Here is a 19,178-nt window from a genome sequence, read left to right as displayed (position 1 = left end):
CTCACCGGTCATGCCTCCACGAGGTAGGAGAAGACGCTCTCCAGGGACTCGTCGGACGGCACCAACTGGCGCACCCGGATGCCTTTGTTGAGTGCGATCCGGGGTAGCGCCCGGGTGAACGCGCCGTAGTCACCGGCCCGCACCGTCAGGCCGGTCGGGTCCAACTCGACCCCACTGACCGACGGCTCGGCGATCAGCGCGACGGCCAGGGCCCGGTCGTCGGTGGAACGCACCGCGAACACGTGCGGGCGGTTGGTCATCAACCGGCGGATGGTCCGGAAGTCGCCGGAGGCCGCCAACCGCCCGGCCACCATCACCTGCACCGTCCCGGAGACCTGCTCGACCTCCTCCAGGATGTGCGAGCTGAACAGGATCGTCCGACCGGCGTCGCCCAGGGTGTGCAGCAGCTGCATCATGTGCAGCCGCTGGCGCGGGTCCATGCCGTTGAACGGCTCGTCGAGCAGCAGCACCTGCGGGTCGTGCACCAGCGCGGCGGCCACCCGGGCCCGCTGGCGCATTCCCTTGGAGTACGTGCCGATCCGGCGGTCCTGCGCCGACTCCAGCTCCACCAGGTCGATCGCCCGCCGGGCCGCCGCCGCCGGATCGGGCAGCCGGTGCAGCTTCGCGCTGGCCAGCACGAACTCGTACGCGGTGAGGAAACCCTGCACCGCCTCCCGTTCGCTGACCAGCCCCAGCCGCCGGTAGACGTCGGGATTGCGCCACGTCGGATCGTCGTCGAGGGTGACGGTGCCGCGCGACGGGGCGAGGAACCCGGCCATCATGTGCAGCAGCGTGGTCTTGCCGGCGCCGTTCGGGCCGAGCAGCCCGGTCACACCCGGGCCGAGGGCCATGCTGATGTCGTTGACCGCGACCACGTTGCCGTACCACCGGGACACCCCGGTCAGGCTCAGCGTGCTCATCAGGAGGCGACCTTCCGGTAGCGAGCCAGCAGGAGGGCGGTCGCGCCGGCGACCAACAGCACCGCGGCCAGGGCGTAGACCGGACCGAACCCGCCGATCATCATCTCGCCCGGATCGCCCTCGACCAGCAGGTCACCCAGCGACCAGATGCCCACCCCCTGCACCAGCGTGGAGGGCGAGGCGAGCCCGGCCAGCTCGTTGGCGGCACGCGACGGCAGGATGCTCAGCACCCCGACGATCGGGGTGGTCATCAGGAAGACCGCCACCACCCCACCGGCGGCGAAGGCGCGCTTGCCGGTCAACGAGGCGACCAGCAGCCCGACCGAGGCGAAGACCACCGCCCACAGCCCGGCGTAGAGCAGCCCGGGCAACAGGTCGAGCAGCTCGTTCCACACCCCGCGCATGCCCTGCTTGGTGGTGAAGGCGGCACCCAGGAACATCAGCAACTGCGGCCCGCCGAGCAGCAGCCAGAGGGCGGTGACCAGCGCCAGCAGCTTGGCCAACGCGTAGTCGGCGCGCGGCAGCGGCCGGGAGAAGTACAGCGGCAGCACACCGCTGCGCAGGTCCCGGGAGACCAGCTCCGGAGCGACGACCGCGACGAAGAAGATGACCAGCCAGCTCATCGCGTCGGCGAACTGGGCGTACGTGGCGACGGGCTCGCCGATCTGGCTGCGTACCGCGGCCAGGGCCACCGCGACCAGGGAGACGATGCCGACCACCAGCCACGGGAAGATCTTGGCCTTGGCGCTGCGTCCGAGCCCGAACGCGGTGCGCAGACCGTGCAGGTAGAGCGCGCCGAAGACCTGTCGGCGGCCCAGCCTCGGCCCCTCGTAGCGCTGGTAGCCGATGTCGTGGATGACGCCGGTCGGCGTGGAGCGCACGGCGGCGGTGGACGGCTCAGGCATGAGTGAGCTCCCTCGTGGCGAAGAGTTCGGCCACCCGGTGCCGGCGCTGGTCCAGTCGGTGCAGTGGCAGGTCCAGTTCGGCGACCGCACCGAGGATCAGGTCGTAGGTGCCGTCGTCGGCGAGCGGCACGAGGAGCAGACGCCCGTCCCGGGCGACCGGCAGTTTCAGTTCGGCGAGCCTGGCGGCGAGTTCCTCGGTGCCCTCGCTGACCTCCACGGCGAGCACGTCGGTGGCCGTCGTCATCGCGGAGATGTTGTCGGCGCGCAGCAACCGGCCGCCGTCGATGGCGATCAGCGTGTCGCAGATCCGCTCGACCTCGCCGAGCAGGTGCGAGCAGACCAGCACGGAGATGCCGAACTCGGTGCCGATCCGGTGTACCAGGGCCAGCATGGCGTCGCGGCCGGCCGGGTCCAGGCCGTTGGTCGGCTCGTCCAGCAACAGCAGGTCGGGGTCGTGCACCAGCGCCTGGGCCAGCTTGACGCGCTGCTTCATGCCGGTCGAGTAGCCCCCGACCGGGCGGTAGCGCTCCTCATAGAGCCCCACGTGCCGCAGCGCCTCCGAGGCCCGCTCGCGGGCCGCGGTGCGGGGCAGGCCGCTCATCCGGCCGAGATGGGTGACCAGTTCGGCGGCGGACAGGTCGGGTGGGAGGCAGTCGTGCTCCGGCATGTAGCCGACCCGGCTGCGGACAGCCGCCGGGTCTGCGGTCGGGTCGATGCCGAGCACCGAGACCTGACCGCTGGTTGGTGCGATCAGGCCGAGCAGAATCTTGATCAACGTGGATTTGCCGGCGCCGTTCGCGCCCACCAGGCCGATGATCCCGGGCTCGACGGCGACGGTGAGGTCGGCCAGCGCGGTGACCCGACCTCCGTACGTCTTGGTGAGCGACTGGGTCGCGATCAGTGTCACGCGCCCAGCGTAGGGAGTCGATGCCCAGCAGGGACACCGGCACGCCCCCGGCACTCCCCTGATCCTTTCCGCGCCGGACCCCTAAGGTCCCCCGCCGAGGCCCTCGCGACGTTTCCGCCGGTCCCGCGTTCGGCCCGACCCCGCCTTGGGAAAGACACGTCCAGGGTGACACCATTCACCTCCCGTTCACCAGGCATCGACCCGCCCGGTGATCGACCGACGACGCGGGAGGGATCCTGATGGCCGAGGTGGGCGTCCCCAAGGTGAGCGTCGTGGTGCCGGCGTACAACTGCGGCCCGCACATCGAGAAGCTCGCCGCCTCGCTCCTGCGCCAGTCACTGCCCGCCGACGAATTCGAAGCGATATTCGTCGATGACGGCTCGACCGACGACACCGCGGAGCGGCTGGACCGGCTGGCCGCCGAGCACCCGCACATCACCGTGCTGCACATCGAGAACTCCGGCTGGCCGTCGCGTCCGCGCAACCTCGGCATCGACCACGCCCGCGGCGAGTACGTCTTCTTCGCCGACGACGACGACTGGTTCGCCGACGAGGCGCTGGAGCGGCTCCACGCCTGCGCGAAGGCGAACGACGCCGACATCGTGGTGGGGAAGATGGCCGGGTACGGGCGCCCCGTGCCGCGGGAGCTGTTCCGCAAGAACCGCTTCGACGCCACACTGGGCAACTCCCCCCTGATCGACAGCCTGACCTGCCACAAGCTGTTCCGGCGGTCGTTCCTCAACGAGCACGGTCTGCGGTTCCCGGAGGGCGGCAAGCGTCGGCTGGAGGACCACTCGCTGGTCGTCCGGGCCTACTTCCTGTCCCGGCGCACCTCAGTGCTGTCCGACTACACCTGCTACCACCACGTCCAGCGGGGCGACGCGCGCAACGTCACAGCGGGCCAGCTGGACCCGTCGAGCTACTACGCCAGCGTGCGCGAGGCGCTGGACGTCGTGGACGCCAACACCGAGCCGGGTCCGCTGCGGGATCGGCTGCACCGGCGCTGGCTGCGCAACGAGATGCTCAGCCGGCTGCGCGGCAAGCGGCTGCTGAACGCCCCCGAGGCGTGGCTGGAGCAGGTCGCGCTGGAGATCCAGAAGGTCATCCAGGACCGCTTCGCCCCCGGTGTCGCAGGCGGTCTGCCACCCCTGCTCCGAGCCGTGGCGTACCTGGCGGAGCAGGGCCGCGTCGCGGACCTGCGCAGGCTTGCCCGCTGGGAGGCGGGCATCGCCGCGCACGGCACCATCGACGAACTCCGGCGTGCCGACCACGCCGTCACGGTGACCATCGCCGCCGAGCTGCGCGCCGCGGACCAGCCGGTCGGCTTCCGCGCCGACGACGGCCGCGACGTGCTGGTGCTCCCGATGGAGGAGATCGCCCCCGAGGTGCTCGACGCCACCGCGCAGGTGCGCAAGGCGCGCCTGGACCTGGTGGCCCGCCACCGGGAGACCGGCGCCGAGATCTTCCTTCCGAACACCTTCGAGACCGAGCGGATCACCGGTACGACCGGAGCGGACACCGTCCACCTGGTGCACCGGGCCACCGCCACAATCGACTTCGCCGCCCTCAACGGCGGCCGCACCAGGGGCAGCTGGCTGCTCAAGGCCCGGATCACCAACGTGGGCTGGACCGAGGACGCGCGACTGCCGCTGGTGTTCATCTGCCGAGCCGACGGCTCGCGACCCCGGATCCGCGACGAGCGGAAGGTGTGGAACCGGGTGCGGTCGGCGGTAGGCCGTCGGATCAAGCGCTGATCCGCCCGCGGGGGTCCTGGAGTGGCGCCCTCGACCGATGGGCGGTCGGCTGCGAAACTGTGTGCCGGTCAGCGAGTGGGGGGTGTGGATGAGCAACGGCTGGGTGCTGCCCGACGAGGTGCTACGGGACGCACCGGCGTACACGCCACGTCCCGGTGAGCTCGCGGATCTGGAGCTGCTGCTGACCGGCGCGTACGCCCCTCTGACCGGTTTCATGACCCGCGCCGACCTGGTCTCGGTCAGCCGGCGCGCCCGGCTGGCCGACGGCACACCGTGGCAGGTAGCTGTCGTCCTCCAGGTGCCGGCCGCGCTGGCGCAGAGCTTCGATCCGCGCGACCCGGCCCGGCGGGCGCTCGTGCTGACCGACGGGGAGGGCGCTCCGGCGGCCGCCCTGGACGTGGCCGACGTCTGGCCGGTGCGCGAGGGCGTGGCGGGGGTGGGCGGCCAGGTTCGGCGGCTGGGCGACGGTGGGCACGGTCCGTTCCAACGTCTGCGGCGCAACCCGGAGGAGGTCCGCGCGCTGCTGCCGCCGGGCCGGGTGCTCGGGGTGATCGCCGATCGGCCGCTGCATCGTCCACAGCTCGCCCAGATCGCGCACGCCGCCCGCACCCTGGCCGCTCATCTGCTCGTGATGATCCCGGTCGGCGAGGGCGGCGTCGACGGGGTCCCGCCGGAGGCGCTGGTCCGTACGATCTTCGCCGCCCGGGACCGGATGCCGCCCGCCACCCTGGTCGCGGTGCCGCTGTCGCACCGCCGGGAGGAGATCAGCGACGCGTTGCTGCGCGCCCGGGTCTCGGCCGCGTACGGGGTCACCCACCTGCTCTCCACCGGGGAGATGCTCTCCGGCGCCGGGCTGCGGGTGCTGGTGCCGCGAGAACTCGCCTACGACAACCGGGATGGGCAGTGGCGTTGGCGGGAGGACATCCCACCGCGCAACCGCCGGCTCGCGCTGACCCAGCCGGAGATCGACGACCTGCTCGATCGGGGCTTCCCGCTCCCGGAGTGGCACACCCCGCCCGCCGTGGCACGGGAGTTGGCCCGGGCCCGGCCGCCGCGTCGGCAGCGTGGGCTGGTGGTCTTCCTGACCGGCCTCTCCGGCTCCGGCAAGTCGACCATCGCCCGAGGGCTGGCGGACGCGTTGCGGGAGAGCGGCGACCGTACGGTGACCCTGCTCGACGGGGACGTGGTGCGCCGGGAACTCTCCGCCGGGTTGGGCTTCAGCAAGGCCGACCGGGATCTCAACGTCCGGCGGATCGGCTGGGTGGCCGCCGAGATCGCCCGGCACCATGGGGTGGGCATCTGCTGCCCGATCGCCCCGTACGCGGCGGCCCGGGCCACCGCCCGGGAGATGGCTCTCGCCGCCGGGGCGGGTTTCGTGCTGGTGCACGTTGCCACCCCGCTGGAGGTGTGCGAGCGACGGGACCGCAAGGGTCTGTACGCGCGAGCGCGGGCCGGCCTGCTCACCGGGATGACCGGCATCGACGACCCGTACGAGGAGCCGACCGACGCCGATCTGGTGCTCGACACCACAGCAATCAGCGTGGCGGACGCGGTGCAGGCCGTGCTGCACCACCTGACCGAGACCGGCTGGGTGGAGCTGAAGATCGCCACCGCCTGAGGCGTCGCCGTACCCGTTCCTTCCACCGCTGAGCGCCACGCGCTAGTGTTCATCTTTGTTGGAACACGTTTGACCGCGTGAGGGTACGTGGACGCTCGGGGAGGCACGGCGGATGCTCGCTCAGCAGCGGCAGGCGGCCATCCTGGAGCGGGTCCGCTCGACCGGCGGCGTCCGGGTCAGCGAGTTGGCAGGCGAGTTCGGCGTGTCCGACATGACCATCCGGCGTGACCTCGACGCGCTGCACGAGCGCGGCCTGCTGGCCAAGGTGCACGGTGGCGCCACCACCACCGGGCCAAGCTCCACCGACGAGCCGGGCTTCCGCGCCAAGTCGGTCCGCCAACTGCCGGAGAAGGCGGCCATCGCCGACCGGGCGGCTCAGCTGGTCCGGCCGGGAGCGGCGGTCGCGCTCTCCGCCGGCACCACCACGGCCGAGCTGGCCCGCCGACTGGTGGACGTGCCCGAGCTGACAGTGGTGACCAACTCGCTGCCGGTGGCCGAGATCATGCACGCCGGCGGCCGCCCCGACCAGACGGTGGTGCTCACCGGCGGCGTACGCACACCGTCGGACGCGCTGGTCGGCCCGCTCGCGGTCGGGGCCGTCCGGTCACTGCACCTGGATCTGCTCTTCCTGGGCGTCCACGGCATCACCGAGCGGGCCGGCTTCACCACCCCGAACCTGATGGAAGCGGAGACCGATCGCGCGCTCGTGGCGGCGGCGGACCAACTGGTGGTGCTCGCCGACCACACCAAGTGGGGCACGGTCGGCATCTCCTCGATCGTCGCGTTGGCGGCGGCCCACGTACTGGTCAGCGACGACCGGTTGCCTCCACCCGCACGACGGGTACTCGGCGAACAGGTGGGCGAACTGATCATGGTGAAGGCGACAGGGGCGGGCCGCGTGACGCGCACGCCGACAACTGAGGGGACGGCGCCGTGAAGCGCACCGCGATCGACCTGGCCGACGGCCGGGAGCTGATCTACTTCGACGAGCGCGACGACGCGGTCCGCGACCAGCCGGACCGCCGGGACCTGCCGCCACCTCCTCCCGCGTCGCAGCTGCGTTACGACCCGTTGACCGACGAGTGGGTGGCGGTCGCCGTGCACCGGCAGACCCGCACCTTCCTCCCGCCGGCGAACGAGTGCCCCCTCGACCCGTCGGTGGGCGACCGGTTGACCGAGATCCCCGCACCCGACTACGACGTGGTGGTCTTCGAGAACCGGTTCCCCTCGCTGAGCGGTCGGGTGGCCGAGGAGCCCGGGGAGATCACCCCGTTCACACCGGTCCGGCCGGGCCTCGGCCGGTGCGAGGTGGTCTGCTTCACGTCGGATCACAACGCCTCCTTCGCCAGCCTGCCCCCGCGCCGGGTCCGCACCGTGCTGGACGCGCTCGCCGACCGCACCGAGGTGCTCGGCGCGCTACCCGGCGTCGAGCAGATCTTCTGCTTCGAGAACCGGGGCGTCGAGATCGGTGTCACGCTGCACCACCCGCACGGCCAGATCTACGCGTACCCCTTCGTGACGCCGCGCACCCGCGCGCTGCTGGCCGCGGCGCGCCGGCACGCCGAGCGAACCGGCGGGGGCAACCTGTACGCGGACGTGCTGGCCGCCGAGCGCGCCACCGGCGACCGGGTGGTCACCGAGAACGAACACTGGACGGCGTTCGTCCCGGCTGCCGCGCGCTGGCCGTTCGAGGTGCACATCGCGCCGCGCCGCGTGGTGCCGGACATCCCGGCGCTCGACGACAGCGAGCGGGACGCCTTCGGGCCGCTCTACCTGGACCTGCTGCGCCGCTTCGACGGCCTGTTCGACATGCCGATGCCGTACATCTCGGCCTGGCACCAGGCGCCCGTGCGGATCGACCGCGAGCTGGGCCACCTGCACCTACAGGTGTTCAGCATCCGGCGGGCCGCCGACAAGTTGAAGTACCTGGCGGGCTCGGAGTCCGGGATGGGCGTCTTCATCAACGACATCGCCCCGGAACGCGCCGCCGACCTGCTGCGCGCCGTTTGAAAACCTGCCGTGCGCGGCGCGGGCTTGTCGGGAAACAGGGCGCGGGGGGCCCGGGACAGGGCCCCCCGCAGGGAAGGGACGGCTGGCTGTGCACGGCACAGCCGGGAAGGCTGGCTGATCGGCGCACGGGTGCCGCGGGTCGACCGTGGTCAACCTTCCTGGACGCGACTGGCATCTCGTCCATCCTGGTCAACGAGGCGCGCCGGCCGCAGTGACGCCGACCGGCGCGGTGGCGCCGGACACGCCGAAGCCCGCCGGCAGGGGTGCCGGCGGGCTCCGATGACGCGGTACGCCTGGATCAGGCAGCGATCTTGCGGGCCAGGTTCTCGTCGAGCGCGTTCATGAACTCGTCGGTGCTCAGCCACGGGGCGTCGCGCGAGATGAGCAGCGCGAGGTCCTTGGTCATCTGGCCGCCCTCGACGGTGTCGACGATGACCTGCTCCAGGGTGTTGGCGAACTCGGTGACCGCCGGGGTGCCGTCCAGCTTGCCCCGGTGGGCCAGGCCCCGGGTCCAGGCGTAGATCGACGCGATCGGGTTGGTCGAGGTCTTCTCGCCCTTCTGGTACTGCCGGTAGTGCCGGGTGACAGTGCCGTGCGCAGCCTCGGCCTCGACGGTCCGGCCGTCCGGGGAGAGCAGGACGGAGGTCATCAGACCCAGCGAACCGAAGCCCTGCGCGACGGTGTCGGACTGCACGTCACCGTCGTAGTTCTTGCAGGCCCAGACGTAGCCGCCCTCCCACTTGAGCGCGGCGGCGACCATGTCGTCGATGAGCCGGTGCTCGTAGGTGATGCCGGCAGCGGCGAACTCGGCCTTGAACTCGGCCTCGAACACCTCGGCGAAGATGTCCTTGAACCGGCCGTCGTACGCCTTGAGGATGGTGTTCTTGGTGGACAGGTAGACCGGGTAGTTGCGGTCCAGTCCGTAGCGGAACGACGCCCGGGCGAAGTCCCGGATCGACTCGTCGTAGTTGTACATGCCCATGGCGATGCCGCCGCCGGGGAAGTTGGCGACCTCCATCTCCATCGGCGCGCCGCCGTCGGCCGGGGTGTAGGTGATGGTCACCGTGCCCGGGCCGGGGACGACGAAGTCGGTGGCCTTGTACTGGTCACCGTGGGCGTGCCGGCCGATGATGATCGGCTTGGTCCAGCCGGGGACCAGCCGCGGCACGTTGGACATGATGATCGGCTCACGGAAGACGACGCCGCCGAGGATGTTGCGGATGGTGCCGTTGGGCGACCGCCACATCTTCTTCAGGCCGAACTCCTCGACCCGGGCCTCGTCCGGGGTGATGGTCGCGCACTTGACGCCGACGCCGTGCTCCTTGATGGCGTTGGCGGCGTCGATCGTGACCTGGTCGTCGGTCTCGTCGCGGTGCTGGATCGACAGGTCGTAGTAGTGCAGGTCGACGTCGAGGTAGGGCAGGATCAGCTGCTCCCGGATCTGCTTCCAGATGATCCGGGTCATCTCGTCGCCGTCGAGTTCTACGACCGGGTTGTTTACCTTGATCTTCGCCATCGGCCGGCGCTCCTCTCGGGGGACACGTGCTCAAGCAGTACGAGCGTACTGCAATTGGGCCGGCAGCCCCCAGCCGGCCTCGACCGGCCGGCGGAACCGGGCTGCGCGGAACAGGAATGCCCTGGAATCATCGTCCGATGCCACTGAACCGCACCCTCGGGTCTATCACGGTCACCGCACTCACCGACGGTGAGGGTGCCTTCTTCCAGCCCCGCGCGGAGGCGTTTCCGCAGGCCACGGCGGCGCACTGGGCGGAGGCCGACCGGCGCGACCCCGACTCGGTGACCGCCGACGGGCAGTGGTGGCTGCCGTTCCGCAGCTTCGCGATCCGCGCCGGCGACGGGCCGGTCACAGTTGTCGACGCCGGGATCGGCCCGGCCGACGCACCCGCCGCGAGCTGGGCGCCAGTGCCGGGGCGGCTGCCCGCCGAGTTGGCCGCCGCGGGCATCGACCCGGCCGATGTCGACACCGTCGTCCTGACCCACCTGCACAGCGACCACATCGGCTGGGCGGTCACCGGCACACCGGGTCGGCCGTACTTCCCGAACGCGAGCTACCTGCTACAGCGCGCCGAACTCGACGCGGCGGAGACGCTCAACCCGGGGCTGCCGGCCGGCCTCATCGCGCCCTTACGCGCCGCCGGCCAGCTCCGGGTGGTCGACGGGGAAACCGCCCTGACCCCGGCGGTACGTCTGCTGCCCACCCCCGGCCACACCCCCGGCCACCAGTCGGTGCTCCTGACCTCGGCCGACGAACGGATGCTGCTCACCGGGGACCTGCTGGTGCACATGGTGCAACTCGTCGACCCCGACCTGGCGTACGCCCACGAGGAAGACCCGGAACAGGCCCGCGTCTCCCGGCGAGCCGCCCTGAACACCCACTCCCCCACCGTCCTGGCCACCCCCCACCTCGGCACCCCCTTCACCCCGCACCACTGATCGCTCACCGGCCGGCCCGGCCAAGATCACGGGCGGGGGCGGGGCGGGGCGGGGAGAGTGCCGTGGGGCGGCGAAGGGCGCGCCGGCTTGGCCGACGCGCCCTTCGTGCTGGTACGGGGAACTACATGCTGGAGATGTCGCCCTGCTTGGCGCGGACGGCCTCGGCAGCCTCCAGGAGGCTGGCGCGCTCGTCGGCGTCCAGGTCGGTCTCGACGACCCGCTTGACGCCCTCGGCGCCGATCTGGGCCTCGACACCCAGGTAGACACCGGAGATGCCGTACTCGCCGTCGACCCAGGCGCAGACCGGCATGACCTCGCCGGAGTCCTCCGCCACGGCCTTCGCCATCCGGGCGGCGGCGGCGGACGGGGCGTAGTAGGCCGAACCGGTCTTGAGCAGCGCGACCACCTCGGCGCCACCGTTGCGGGTCTTGACGACCAGCTCCTCGATCTGCTCGGCCGGCATGGCCTCGCGCAGCGGCTTGCCGTTCACGGTGCTCTTCGACGGCACCGGGACCATGGTGTCGCCGTGCGAGCCCAGGGTCAGCGTGCGTACCGAGGCCACCGGCACGTTCAGCGCCTCGGCGACGAAGTTGCTGAACCGGGCGGTGTCGAGCATGCCGGCCTGGCCGAGCACCCGGTTCTTCGGGAACTGGGTGGCGAGCTGCGCCAGCGCGGTCATCTCATCCAGCGGGTTGGAGACCACGATGACGACGGCGTTCGGGGCGTACTTGGCGACGTTCTCGGCGACCTGGCGGACGATCTTGGCGTTGGTCTCCAGCAGGTCCATCCGGCTCATGCCTGGCTTGCGGGGCAGACCAGCGGTGATCACGACGACGTCGGAGCCCTCGATCTGCTCGTAGCCCTCACCGTTGGGGCCGGTGGTCACGCCGACCACCTTGGTCTCGAAGCCCTCGATGGCCCGGGACTGGTTGAGGTCGAGCGCGAGGCCCGCGGGCTTGCCCTCCACGATGTCGGTGATCACTACGGTGTCGAAGACGTCGTACTCGGCCAGGCGCTGTGCGGTGGTGGAGCCGTAGAAGCCAGCCCCGACGACAGTGACCTTCTTACCCATGGTCGTCCCACTCCCTGATACCAGTCGGTTTTCCGGACCGTATCAGTCATCCTGGCACCGATCAGGCCAGGGGCGGCGGCCATCGCCGGGATGGGGCGAACGTCACCGCCGTCCTGGTTCGGCGCCGCCGACGTGTGGGTCAGCCGCGCTCGGCGCGCTCGACGACGTTGGTGAGCAGCATGGCCCGGGTCATCGGGCCCACGCCGCCGGGCATGGGGACCAGCGCGCCGGCCGTCTCGGCCACCTCCGGGGCCACATCGCCGGTGTAGCGGCCCTTGCCGTCCGCGCCGATCACGCGCGTGATGCCGACGTCCACCACCACCGCACCGGGGTTGATCATGTCGGCGGTGAGCAGACCCGGCACGCCGGCCGCGACGATCACGATGTCGGCGGCCCGGGTGTGTGAGGCGAGGTCGAGGGTGCCGGTGTGGCAGAGGGTGACAGTGGCGTTCTCGCTGCGCCGGGTGAGCAGCAGGCCGAGCGGTCGGCCAACTGTGTTGCCGCGACCGACCACCGCGACGGTGGCCCCACGCAGCGCCACGTCGTGCCGGCGGAGCAGCTCGACGATGCCGCGCGGGGTGCACGGCAGCGGGCCGTCGTAGCCGAGCACGAGGCGACCCAGGTTGACCGGGTGCAGGCCGTCGGCGTCCTTGTCCGGGTCGATCAGCTCCAGCACCCGTTGGGTGTCGAGGTGGGCCGGCAGCGGCAGTTGAACGATGTAGCCGTGGCACGCCGGGTCGGCGTTCAGCTCGGCCAGCACGTCGTCGACCTGCTGTTGGGTGGCGTCGGCCGGCAGTTCGCGGCGGATCGAGGCGATGCCCACCTCGGCGCAGTCGCGGTGCTTGCCGTTGACGTACGCCTGGCTGCCCGGGTCCGCCCCGACCAGGACCGTGCCGAGCCCGGGGATGATGCCGCGTTCCGCGAGTGCCTTCACCCGGATGCGCAGCTCGTCCTTGATCTCCGCTGCGGTTGCCTTGCCGTCCAGAAGCGTCGCCGTCACGACCCGATCGTCTCACGGCCACCACCCGCGGATCAGACGACCTCGCTCGGGCCGTCCGCAGTCGGTGCGGTGGGGCAGCCACCGGGCGGGCCGGGCCAGGCCGGGGCGACGACCGACGGGATGACCGTGCGTGAGGTGTTGCTCGTCACTCCCGGTCACAATTTGTGGATTCGATCACGATCGAACCAGACAGGACGGGCCTGTGTCGCAGAGACGGGACGGCCGCCCCAGGCGCATCGAAGCAACCCAGGCGGGGCCAACCACTTCGTGGACCATCGTGATTTCCGCAGCTCACCGTCGATAAACCCGATTTTTGCTAGCAGGTTCGTTCGCCCTCGACAAGTGGGGCAACCCCGGACCGTTACCCACCCGCAACCGCGTCGTTGTCGAAGGCCCATCGCCGACCTACCGTTACCGCTTGTTGCGCAGCGTAACCCAGCGTCGGGCCTGACTGCGCAGCGTGAGGAGATGAGGAGGCTCAATGCGAGTTCGTAGACTCGCCGCCTGGACCGCCCTCCCGCTCGCGGTGACGCTGGGCCTCGCGGCCTGCGGCAGCGGCGGAGATGGTGGATCCGGTGGCAGCGACAGTTCGGTGGTCAGCATCCAGATCGCCGAGCCGAAGCACCTGGTTCCCACAAACACCACCGAGACGTCCGGGTCGCAGGTGATCGCCGGCCTGTTCAGCCCGCTCGTCGACTACGACGCCCAGAACAAGCCGTACGAGGTCGCCGCGCAGTCGGTCACCTCGTCCGACAACAAGGTCTGGACGATCAAGATCAAGGACGGCTTCACCTTCCACAACGGTGAGAAGGTCACGTCCCAGAACTACATCAACGCCTGGAACTACGGCGCGTACGCCCCGAACGGTCAGGACACCAACCCCTTCTTCGAGAAGATCGCTGGTTACGCCGACCTCCAGGGCAAGGCGCCGAAGGCCAAGGAGATGTCCGGTCTGAAGAAGGTCGACGACCTCACCTTCACCGCGACGCTCTCCGAGCCGTACATCGACTTCAAGACGACGCTGGGCTACAACGCGTTCTTCCCGATGCCGGACGCCGCGTTCTCGGCTCCGGGCGTGCTCAAGGACTCCTACGAGCAGGCGCCGATCGGGCAGGGCCCCTTCAAGATGAAGGGCACCTGGCAGCACGACAGCAAGATCGACGTCGAGCGCTACGACGCGTACCCGGGCGAGAAGCCCAAGGTCAAGAACATCGAGTTCCGGATCTACCAGCAGCTCACCGCCGCCTACGCGGACGTCCTGGCGGACAACCTGGACGTGCTGCCCACGATCCCGACCGAGAGCCTGAGCACCGCGCCGAGCGACCTGGGTGACCGGTACAAGACCAGCCCGATGTCGTCGTTCCAGTTCCTCGCGTTCCCGACGTTCGACAAGGACTACAGCAGCCCGGACGTGCGCAAGGCCATCTCGATGGCGATCGACCGTGACGAGATCACCAAGTCGGTCTTCAAGGGTTCGCAGACGTCGGCGCGCTCCTTCGTCGCGCCGGTCCTGCCGGGCTACCGGGAGGACACCGCGGGCAAGGCTGCCGAGTTCAACCCGACCGAGGCCAAGAAGCTCTACCAGGCCGCCGGCGGTCCGTCGAAGATCGTCATCTCGTACAACGGCGATGGCGGGCACAAGGACTGGGTCGACGCCACTGTCAACCAGCTCAAGACCAACCTGGGCGTGGACGCGGTCGGCTCGGTCGAGCCGAAGTTCGCCGACCTGCTGACCAAGGTCGAGAAGAAGACGCCGGTGGGTGCGTTCCGGATGGGTTGGGTCATGGACTACCCGACCATGGAGGACTACCTCGGCCCGCTGTACAGCACGAACGGCTCGTCGAACTACTACGGCTACAGCAACCCGGAGTTCGACAAGCTGGTCAAGGAGGGTTCCGCCGCCAAGACGCAGGACGAGGCGATCGCCAAGTACCAGCAGGCGGAGGACATCCTGGCCAAGGACATGCCGGTGATCCCGCTCCGCTTCGGCGAGAACGTGTTCGGGCACTCGTCCAAGGTCAAGAACGTGGAGATGGACCTGTTCCAGCGGGTCAACCTCGTCAAGATCGAAGCGGCCAGCTGAGCTGACCATGGTGCGGGCCACCCGGGCGACGAAGCCCGGGTGGCCCGGACCGCACCACCGGGGCCGGGCCGCAGCAGCGGACCCGGCGTCGGTGGTGCCGGCTCCCCCGGCCGGACGGCACGTCTCGGATATTTCGGGTACGACCAGAGATGCCGTCCTGCGACCCTTTCGCACATTTCCGGAGAGACTGCTAAGCATGTTCCGCTACATCCTGCGGCGCCTACTGCAGATGGTCCTGGCGTTCTTCGGGACCACCCTGATCGTCTACGCGCTGACATTCGCCGGGCAGGGCGACCCGATCCAGGCGCTCGCCGGCGAACGGCCGGTGACGCCAGCGCAGCGGGCCTACCTGACCGAGAAGTACCACCTGGACGCCACTGGCGTCGGCGGCTTCTTCTACCGCTACTTCGACTACGTGAAGAACCTGCTCCAGGGCAACCTGGGCGAGTCACTCACCGGTCGGAACATCGGTGACATCCTTCAGCAGGCCTGGCCGGTCACCGTGCGGCTCGCGCTCATCGCGCTCGCTGTGGCGATCATCTTCGGCGTCACCGCCGGGGTGCTCGCCGGCATCCGCCGGGCCAGCATCTTCGACAACTCGACGCTGGTGCTGACCCTGCTGGTACTGGGCATCCCGACCATCGTGCTGGCGCCGCTGGCGCAGTACTTCCTGGGCGTCAAGTGGCAGCTCTTCCCACCCACCGCCGGCTCCGACCCGACGTTCTACGCGCTCCTGCTGCCGGGCATCGTGCTCGGCTCGCTGTCGCTGGCCACAGCCCTACGACTCACCCGGGCCTCGGTGGCGGAGAACCTACGCGCCGACTACGTCCGGACCGCCCGGTCCAAGGGCCTGGTCAAGCGGCGCATCGTCGTCGTCCACGTGCTGCGCAACTCGCTGATCCCGGTGGTCACCTTCCTCGGTGTGGAACTGGGCAACCTGATGAGCGGCGCGATCATCACCGAGGGCGTCTTCAACATCCCCGGCGTGGGCTTCAACCTCTTCCGCGGCATCCGGACCGAGGACGGCCCCCTGGTGGTGGGCATCGTCAGCGTGCTCGTCGTGGTCTACCTGGTCTCGAACCTGGTGGTGGACGTCCTGTACGCCGTACTCGACCCGAGGATCCGCTATGAGTAAGTGCAGCGAGGTGGCGGCATGAGTGACTTTGAGACTGTGGCGGCCACCGAGAACCAGGCCGCGCGACGTGGCCCCTCGGGGGAGCCGGGCACGCCCAACCAGGTCGGCGCCGCGAACAAGCCCCGCAGCCTGGCCGGGGACGCCTGGCGCGACCTGCGCCGCAACCCGATCTTCTGGATCTCGCTGGCGCTGGTCGTCATCTTCACCCTGATGGCGCTGCTCCCCGGGGTCTTCACCGCCAACAACCCGAACGACTGCCTGCTCTCCCGGCAGCACGCCGGGCCGTCCGGCGGGGCCATCTTCGGGTACGACTTCCAGGGCTGCGACACGTACTCCCGGGCGGTCTACGGCACCCGGGCGTCGCTGCTGGTCGGTGCGCTTGCCGCGCTCGGCACCGGAATCATCGCGCTGGTGATCGGCATGCTGGCCGGCTACTTCGGCAGCTGGGTCGACGCGGTGCTCTCCCGGGTGATCGACGTGGTGCTCGGCATCCCGCTGCTGCTGGCCGCGATCGTGCTGCTCAAGCGGGTGTCCAGTGACAGCCAGTGGGCTCGGATCGGCGCTGTCGTCTTCGTGTTGGCCCTCCTCGGCTGGACCACCGCCGCCCGCGTGGTCCGGTCCTCGGTGATCACCGCGAAGGAGCAGGACTATGTCGCGGCGGCCCGGATGCTCGGCGCCGGCAACAGCCGGATCATGTGGCGGCACATCCTGCCGAACTCGTTGGCCCCGGCGATCGTCGTACTGACCATCGCGCTCGGCTCGTTCATCGCCGCCGAGGCGACGCTCTCCTTCCTCGGCATCGGCCTGAAGGCGCCCACCATCTCGTGGGGCCAGGACATCGACACCGGCCGGATCCACATGCGGGAGGCGGCCACCCCGTTGATCGTCCCGTCGGCCTTCCTGGCGCTGACCGTGCTGGCGTTCATCATGCTCGGCGACGCGATCCGTGACGCCTTCGACCCGAAGCTGCGGTGATCCCTCATGACCATCAATCCCACGCCCGCCTCTGCCACACCCGAGGGCGGTCACCTGCTGGAGTTGCGGGACCTGCACGTCGAGTTCCGCACCAACGAGGGCGTCGCCCGGGTGATCAACGGTGTGTCGTACCACCTGGACGCCGGCGAGACCCTCGCCGTGCTCGGCGAATCCGGCTCGGGTAAGTCGGTCACCGCACAGGCGATCATGGGCATCCTGGACACCCCGCCCGCGTTCGTCCGCTCCGGCCAGATCCTCTACCAGGGGGAGGACCTGCTCACCCGCCCCGAGGAGCAGCGCCGGCAGATACGCGGCAAGGAGATCGCGATGATCTTCCAGGACGCGCTCTCCGCCCTCAACCCGGTCTTCCCGGTCGGCTGGCAGATCGGTGAGACGCTGCGCCAGCGCGCCGGCATGTCCCGAGCCGACGCTCGGCGTCGTGCCGTCGAACTGATGGATCTGGTCAAGATCCCCGGTGCCGCCAAGCGGATCGGTGACTACCCGCACCAGTTCTCCGGCGGCATGCGGCAGCGCGTCATGATCGCCATGGCGTTGGCGCTGGACCCGAAGGTGCTGATCGCCGACGAGCCCACCACTGCCCTCGACGTGACAGTGCAGGCCCAGATCATGGACCTGCTGGCCGACCTGCGCCGGGAACTCAACATGGCGATGATCCTGATCACCCACGACCTGGGTGTGGTCGCCGGCGTCGCGGACCGGATCGCCGTCATGTACGCCGGCCGGATCGTCGAGCACGCCGATGTCCGCTCGCTCTACAAGGCGCCCGCCCACCCGTACACGAAGGGTTTGTTGGAGTCGATCCCGCGCCTGGACGTCCGCGGCCAGGAGCTGTCGACGATCAAGGGGTTGCCGCCGAACCTGATGCGCATCCCGTCCGGCTGCCCGTTCCACCCCCGGTGCCCGTACGTCCAGCAGGTCTGCGTGGACGAGGTGCCGCACGACCTGGTCCTCGGCGACGGCCGGACCAGCGCTTGCCACTTCGCGCAGGAGGTCCGTGATGACAGCGTCGCCCGCTAACCCCACGAAGGTCCGCGGCGAGACGATCCTCTCCGTCGACAACCTGGTGAAGCACTTCCCGATCACTCAGGGCGTGCTGTTCCAGCGGCAGATCGGAGCGGTCAAGGCCGTCGACGGGGTGAGCTTCGAGCTGCGCCGGGGCGAGACACTCGGCGTGGTCGGCGAGTCCGGCTGCGGCAAGTCCACCCTCGCCCGGCTGCTGATGCGGTTGGAGACGCCCACCTCCGGACGCGCCACCCTTGAGGGCAAGGACCTGTTCAAGGCTTCCGGGGGCGAGCTGCGCCGGCTGCGCCGCAACATGCAGATGGTGATGCAGGACCCGTACACCTCGCTCAACCCGCGGATGACCGTCGGCGACATCATCGGCGAGCCGTTCGAGATCCACCCGGATGCCGCGCCGAAGGGCAGCAAGGCCAAGCGGGTCCAGGAGCTGTTGGACCTGGTCGGGCTCAACCCGGAGCACATCAACAGGTACCCGCACCAGTTCTCCGGCGGTCAGCGTCAGCGCATCGGCATCGCTCGCGCCCTCGCGCTGAAGCCCGAGGTGATCGTCTGCGACGAGCCGGTGTCGGCGCTGGACGTCTCCATCCAGGCCCAGGTGATCAACCTGCTCAAGCAGCTACAGGGCGAGCTGGGGCTCTCGTACATCTTCATCGCGCACGACCTGTCAGTGGTGCGGCACATCGCCGACCGCGTCGCGGTGATGTACCTCGGTCGGATCGTCGAGATCGGCACCGAGGACGAGATCTACGAGCGGGCCACCCACCCGTACACCCAGGCTCTGCTCTCTGCGGTGCCGGTGCCGGACCCGGAGGCCCGCGACCAGCGCAACATGATCCGGCTGGTCGGCGACGTGCCCAGCCCGGCCGACCCGCCGAGCGGGTGCCACTTCCGGACCCGCTGCTGGAAGGCCCAGGACATCTGCGCCACCGAGGACCCCAAGGCGGTCCCGAGAGCGGCGGACCCCCACCCCTCGGCCTGCCACTTCGCCGAACTCCGCCCAACCACCGCAGCCTGACCACCACACCACGTTGATCATGGGGTTGACGGGCCGTTTCGTCCGGGTGGTTTCTAAGGTTCAGTGCAACTGATCTTGGTTGTGCTGGGGGGTGTTGGTGGCCAGGCCGGGTGTGTTGACGTTCGGGCATCGGCAGGTGTTGGAGCATCTGTGGGGTGCGGGTCGGCGTATTAGTGAGATCGCCGGTTTGTTGGGGGTGCCGGTGTGCACGGTGTCTCGGGAGGTGTCCCGGTATCACTCTGCGCGGCATGGGACGACGAACGCGATAGTCCGGTCTTTGCACGCGCGG

At 70.0% G+C, this 19,178-nt stretch carries 16 protein-coding genes and 1 pseudogene; 11 read left to right on the top strand and 6 right to left on the bottom strand.

The genetic code is table 11. The features are described 5' to 3' along the window. Nucleotides 1-8: 8 nt before the first annotated feature. The 3 genes from NIE79_RS29470 to NIE79_RS29460 are packed head-to-tail and all read right to left on the bottom strand — an operon-like array spanning nucleotide 9 to nucleotide 2,732. Nucleotides 9-920 (bottom strand): ABC transporter ATP-binding protein, encoded by a 912-nt coding sequence (locus NIE79_RS29470; RefSeq protein WP_238681678.1) that lies wholly within the window; start codon nucleotides 918-920, stop codon nucleotides 9-11. Further along, nucleotides 920-1,825 (bottom strand): ABC transporter permease, encoded by a 906-nt coding sequence (locus NIE79_RS29465; protein ID WP_238681677.1) that lies wholly within the window; start codon nucleotides 1,823-1,825, stop codon nucleotides 920-922. The genes NIE79_RS29470 and NIE79_RS29465 overlap by 1 nt, the downstream gene beginning before the upstream one ends. Further along, nucleotides 1,818-2,732: an ABC transporter ATP-binding protein gene (locus tag NIE79_RS29460; protein ID WP_238681676.1), complete on the bottom strand. Its 915-nt coding sequence runs from the start codon at nucleotides 2,730-2,732 to the stop codon at nucleotides 1,818-1,820. The genes NIE79_RS29465 and NIE79_RS29460 overlap by 8 nt, the downstream gene beginning before the upstream one ends. A gap of 239 nt (nucleotides 2,733-2,971) precedes the next feature. Here NIE79_RS29460 and NIE79_RS29455 point away from each other — a divergent pair, with 239 nt between their 5' ends. From NIE79_RS29455 to galT, 4 genes are all read left to right on the top strand, one after another. Continuing rightward, the gene (locus NIE79_RS29455) at nucleotides 2,972-4,486 is read left to right on the top strand and encodes a glycosyltransferase family 2 protein (protein WP_238681675.1); all 1,515 of its coding nucleotides are present in this window, start codon (nucleotides 2,972-2,974) and stop codon (nucleotides 4,484-4,486) included. 88 nt (nucleotides 4,487-4,574) lie between these two features. Further along, nucleotides 4,575-6,104, top strand: a complete 1,530-nt coding sequence (gene cysC / locus NIE79_RS29450; protein WP_238681674.1) for an adenylyl-sulfate kinase — start codon at nucleotides 4,575-4,577, stop codon at nucleotides 6,102-6,104. A 112-nt stretch (nucleotides 6,105-6,216) separates the two neighbouring features. Continuing rightward, nucleotides 6,217-7,041, top strand: a complete 825-nt coding sequence (locus NIE79_RS29445; RefSeq protein ID WP_238681673.1) for a DeoR/GlpR family DNA-binding transcription regulator — start codon at nucleotides 6,217-6,219, stop codon at nucleotides 7,039-7,041. Then, nucleotides 7,038-8,114: a galactose-1-phosphate uridylyltransferase gene (gene galT / locus NIE79_RS29440; protein ID WP_238681672.1), complete on the top strand. Its 1,077-nt coding sequence runs from the start codon at nucleotides 7,038-7,040 to the stop codon at nucleotides 8,112-8,114. The genes NIE79_RS29445 and galT overlap by 4 nt, the downstream gene beginning before the upstream one ends. Nucleotides 8,115-8,412: 298 nt before the next feature. On the opposite strand, the gene NIE79_RS29435 is transcribed toward galT, so the two are convergent. Continuing rightward, nucleotides 8,413-9,630: an NADP-dependent isocitrate dehydrogenase gene (locus NIE79_RS29435; protein WP_238681671.1), complete on the bottom strand. Its 1,218-nt coding sequence runs from the start codon at nucleotides 9,628-9,630 to the stop codon at nucleotides 8,413-8,415. A gap of 137 nt (nucleotides 9,631-9,767) precedes the next feature. Here NIE79_RS29435 and NIE79_RS29430 point away from each other — a divergent pair, with 137 nt between their 5' ends. After that, nucleotides 9,768-10,568 (top strand): MBL fold metallo-hydrolase, encoded by an 801-nt coding sequence (locus NIE79_RS29430; RefSeq protein ID WP_238681670.1) that lies wholly within the window; start codon nucleotides 9,768-9,770, stop codon nucleotides 10,566-10,568. Nucleotides 10,569-10,689: 121 nt separating this feature from the next. Here the strand turns inward: NIE79_RS29430 and NIE79_RS29425 are convergent, their stop codons facing one another. Together NIE79_RS29425 and NIE79_RS29420 are read right to left on the bottom strand one after the other, a co-directional pair. Then, the gene (locus NIE79_RS29425; RefSeq protein WP_238681669.1) at nucleotides 10,690-11,640 is read right to left on the bottom strand and encodes a malate dehydrogenase; all 951 of its coding nucleotides are present in this window, start codon (nucleotides 11,638-11,640) and stop codon (nucleotides 10,690-10,692) included. A 139-nt stretch (nucleotides 11,641-11,779) separates the two neighbouring features. Next, nucleotides 11,780-12,640 (bottom strand): bifunctional methylenetetrahydrofolate dehydrogenase/methenyltetrahydrofolate cyclohydrolase, encoded by an 861-nt coding sequence (locus NIE79_RS29420; protein WP_238681668.1) that lies wholly within the window; start codon nucleotides 12,638-12,640, stop codon nucleotides 11,780-11,782. Between the two features lie 481 nt (nucleotides 12,641-13,121). Between NIE79_RS29420 and NIE79_RS29415 the strand changes: the two genes are divergently transcribed. The 6 genes and pseudogenes from NIE79_RS29415 to NIE79_RS34300 all read left to right on the top strand — a co-directional run. Beyond that, nucleotides 13,122-14,723, top strand: coding sequence for a peptide ABC transporter substrate-binding protein (locus NIE79_RS29415; protein WP_238681667.1), 1,602 nt, complete (start codon nucleotides 13,122-13,124; stop codon nucleotides 14,721-14,723). Nucleotides 14,724-14,919: 196 nt separating this feature from the next. Continuing rightward, a complete protein-coding gene (locus NIE79_RS29410) occupies nucleotides 14,920-15,858 on the top strand; it encodes an ABC transporter permease (protein ID WP_238658631.1) in 939 nt (312 codons plus the stop codon). An 18-nt stretch (nucleotides 15,859-15,876) separates the two neighbouring features. Next, nucleotides 15,877-16,833 (top strand): ABC transporter permease, encoded by a 957-nt coding sequence (locus NIE79_RS29405; RefSeq protein ID WP_238681666.1) that lies wholly within the window; start codon nucleotides 15,877-15,879, stop codon nucleotides 16,831-16,833. A gap of 6 nt (nucleotides 16,834-16,839) precedes the next feature. Continuing rightward, a complete protein-coding gene (locus NIE79_RS29400; protein ID WP_238681665.1) occupies nucleotides 16,840-17,871 on the top strand; it encodes an ABC transporter ATP-binding protein in 1,032 nt (343 codons plus the stop codon). Then, the gene (locus tag NIE79_RS29395; protein ID WP_238681664.1) at nucleotides 17,852-18,889 is read left to right on the top strand and encodes an ABC transporter ATP-binding protein; all 1,038 of its coding nucleotides are present in this window, start codon (nucleotides 17,852-17,854) and stop codon (nucleotides 18,887-18,889) included. Before NIE79_RS29400 ends, NIE79_RS29395 begins: the two co-directional genes overlap by 20 nt. A gap of 63 nt (nucleotides 18,890-18,952) precedes the next feature. Then, nucleotides 18,953-19,178, top strand: a pseudogene (locus NIE79_RS34300) (IS30 family transposase); the annotation flags it as partial.

Source organism: Micromonospora trifolii, from assembly GCF_022229005.1.
In the GTDB taxonomy this organism is placed as follows: domain Bacteria; phylum Actinomycetota; class Actinomycetes; order Mycobacteriales; family Micromonosporaceae; genus Micromonospora; species Micromonospora trifolii.
The sequence above is the reverse complement of the archived record's forward strand: the minus strand, read 5'-3'. Positions and strand labels throughout refer to the sequence as shown.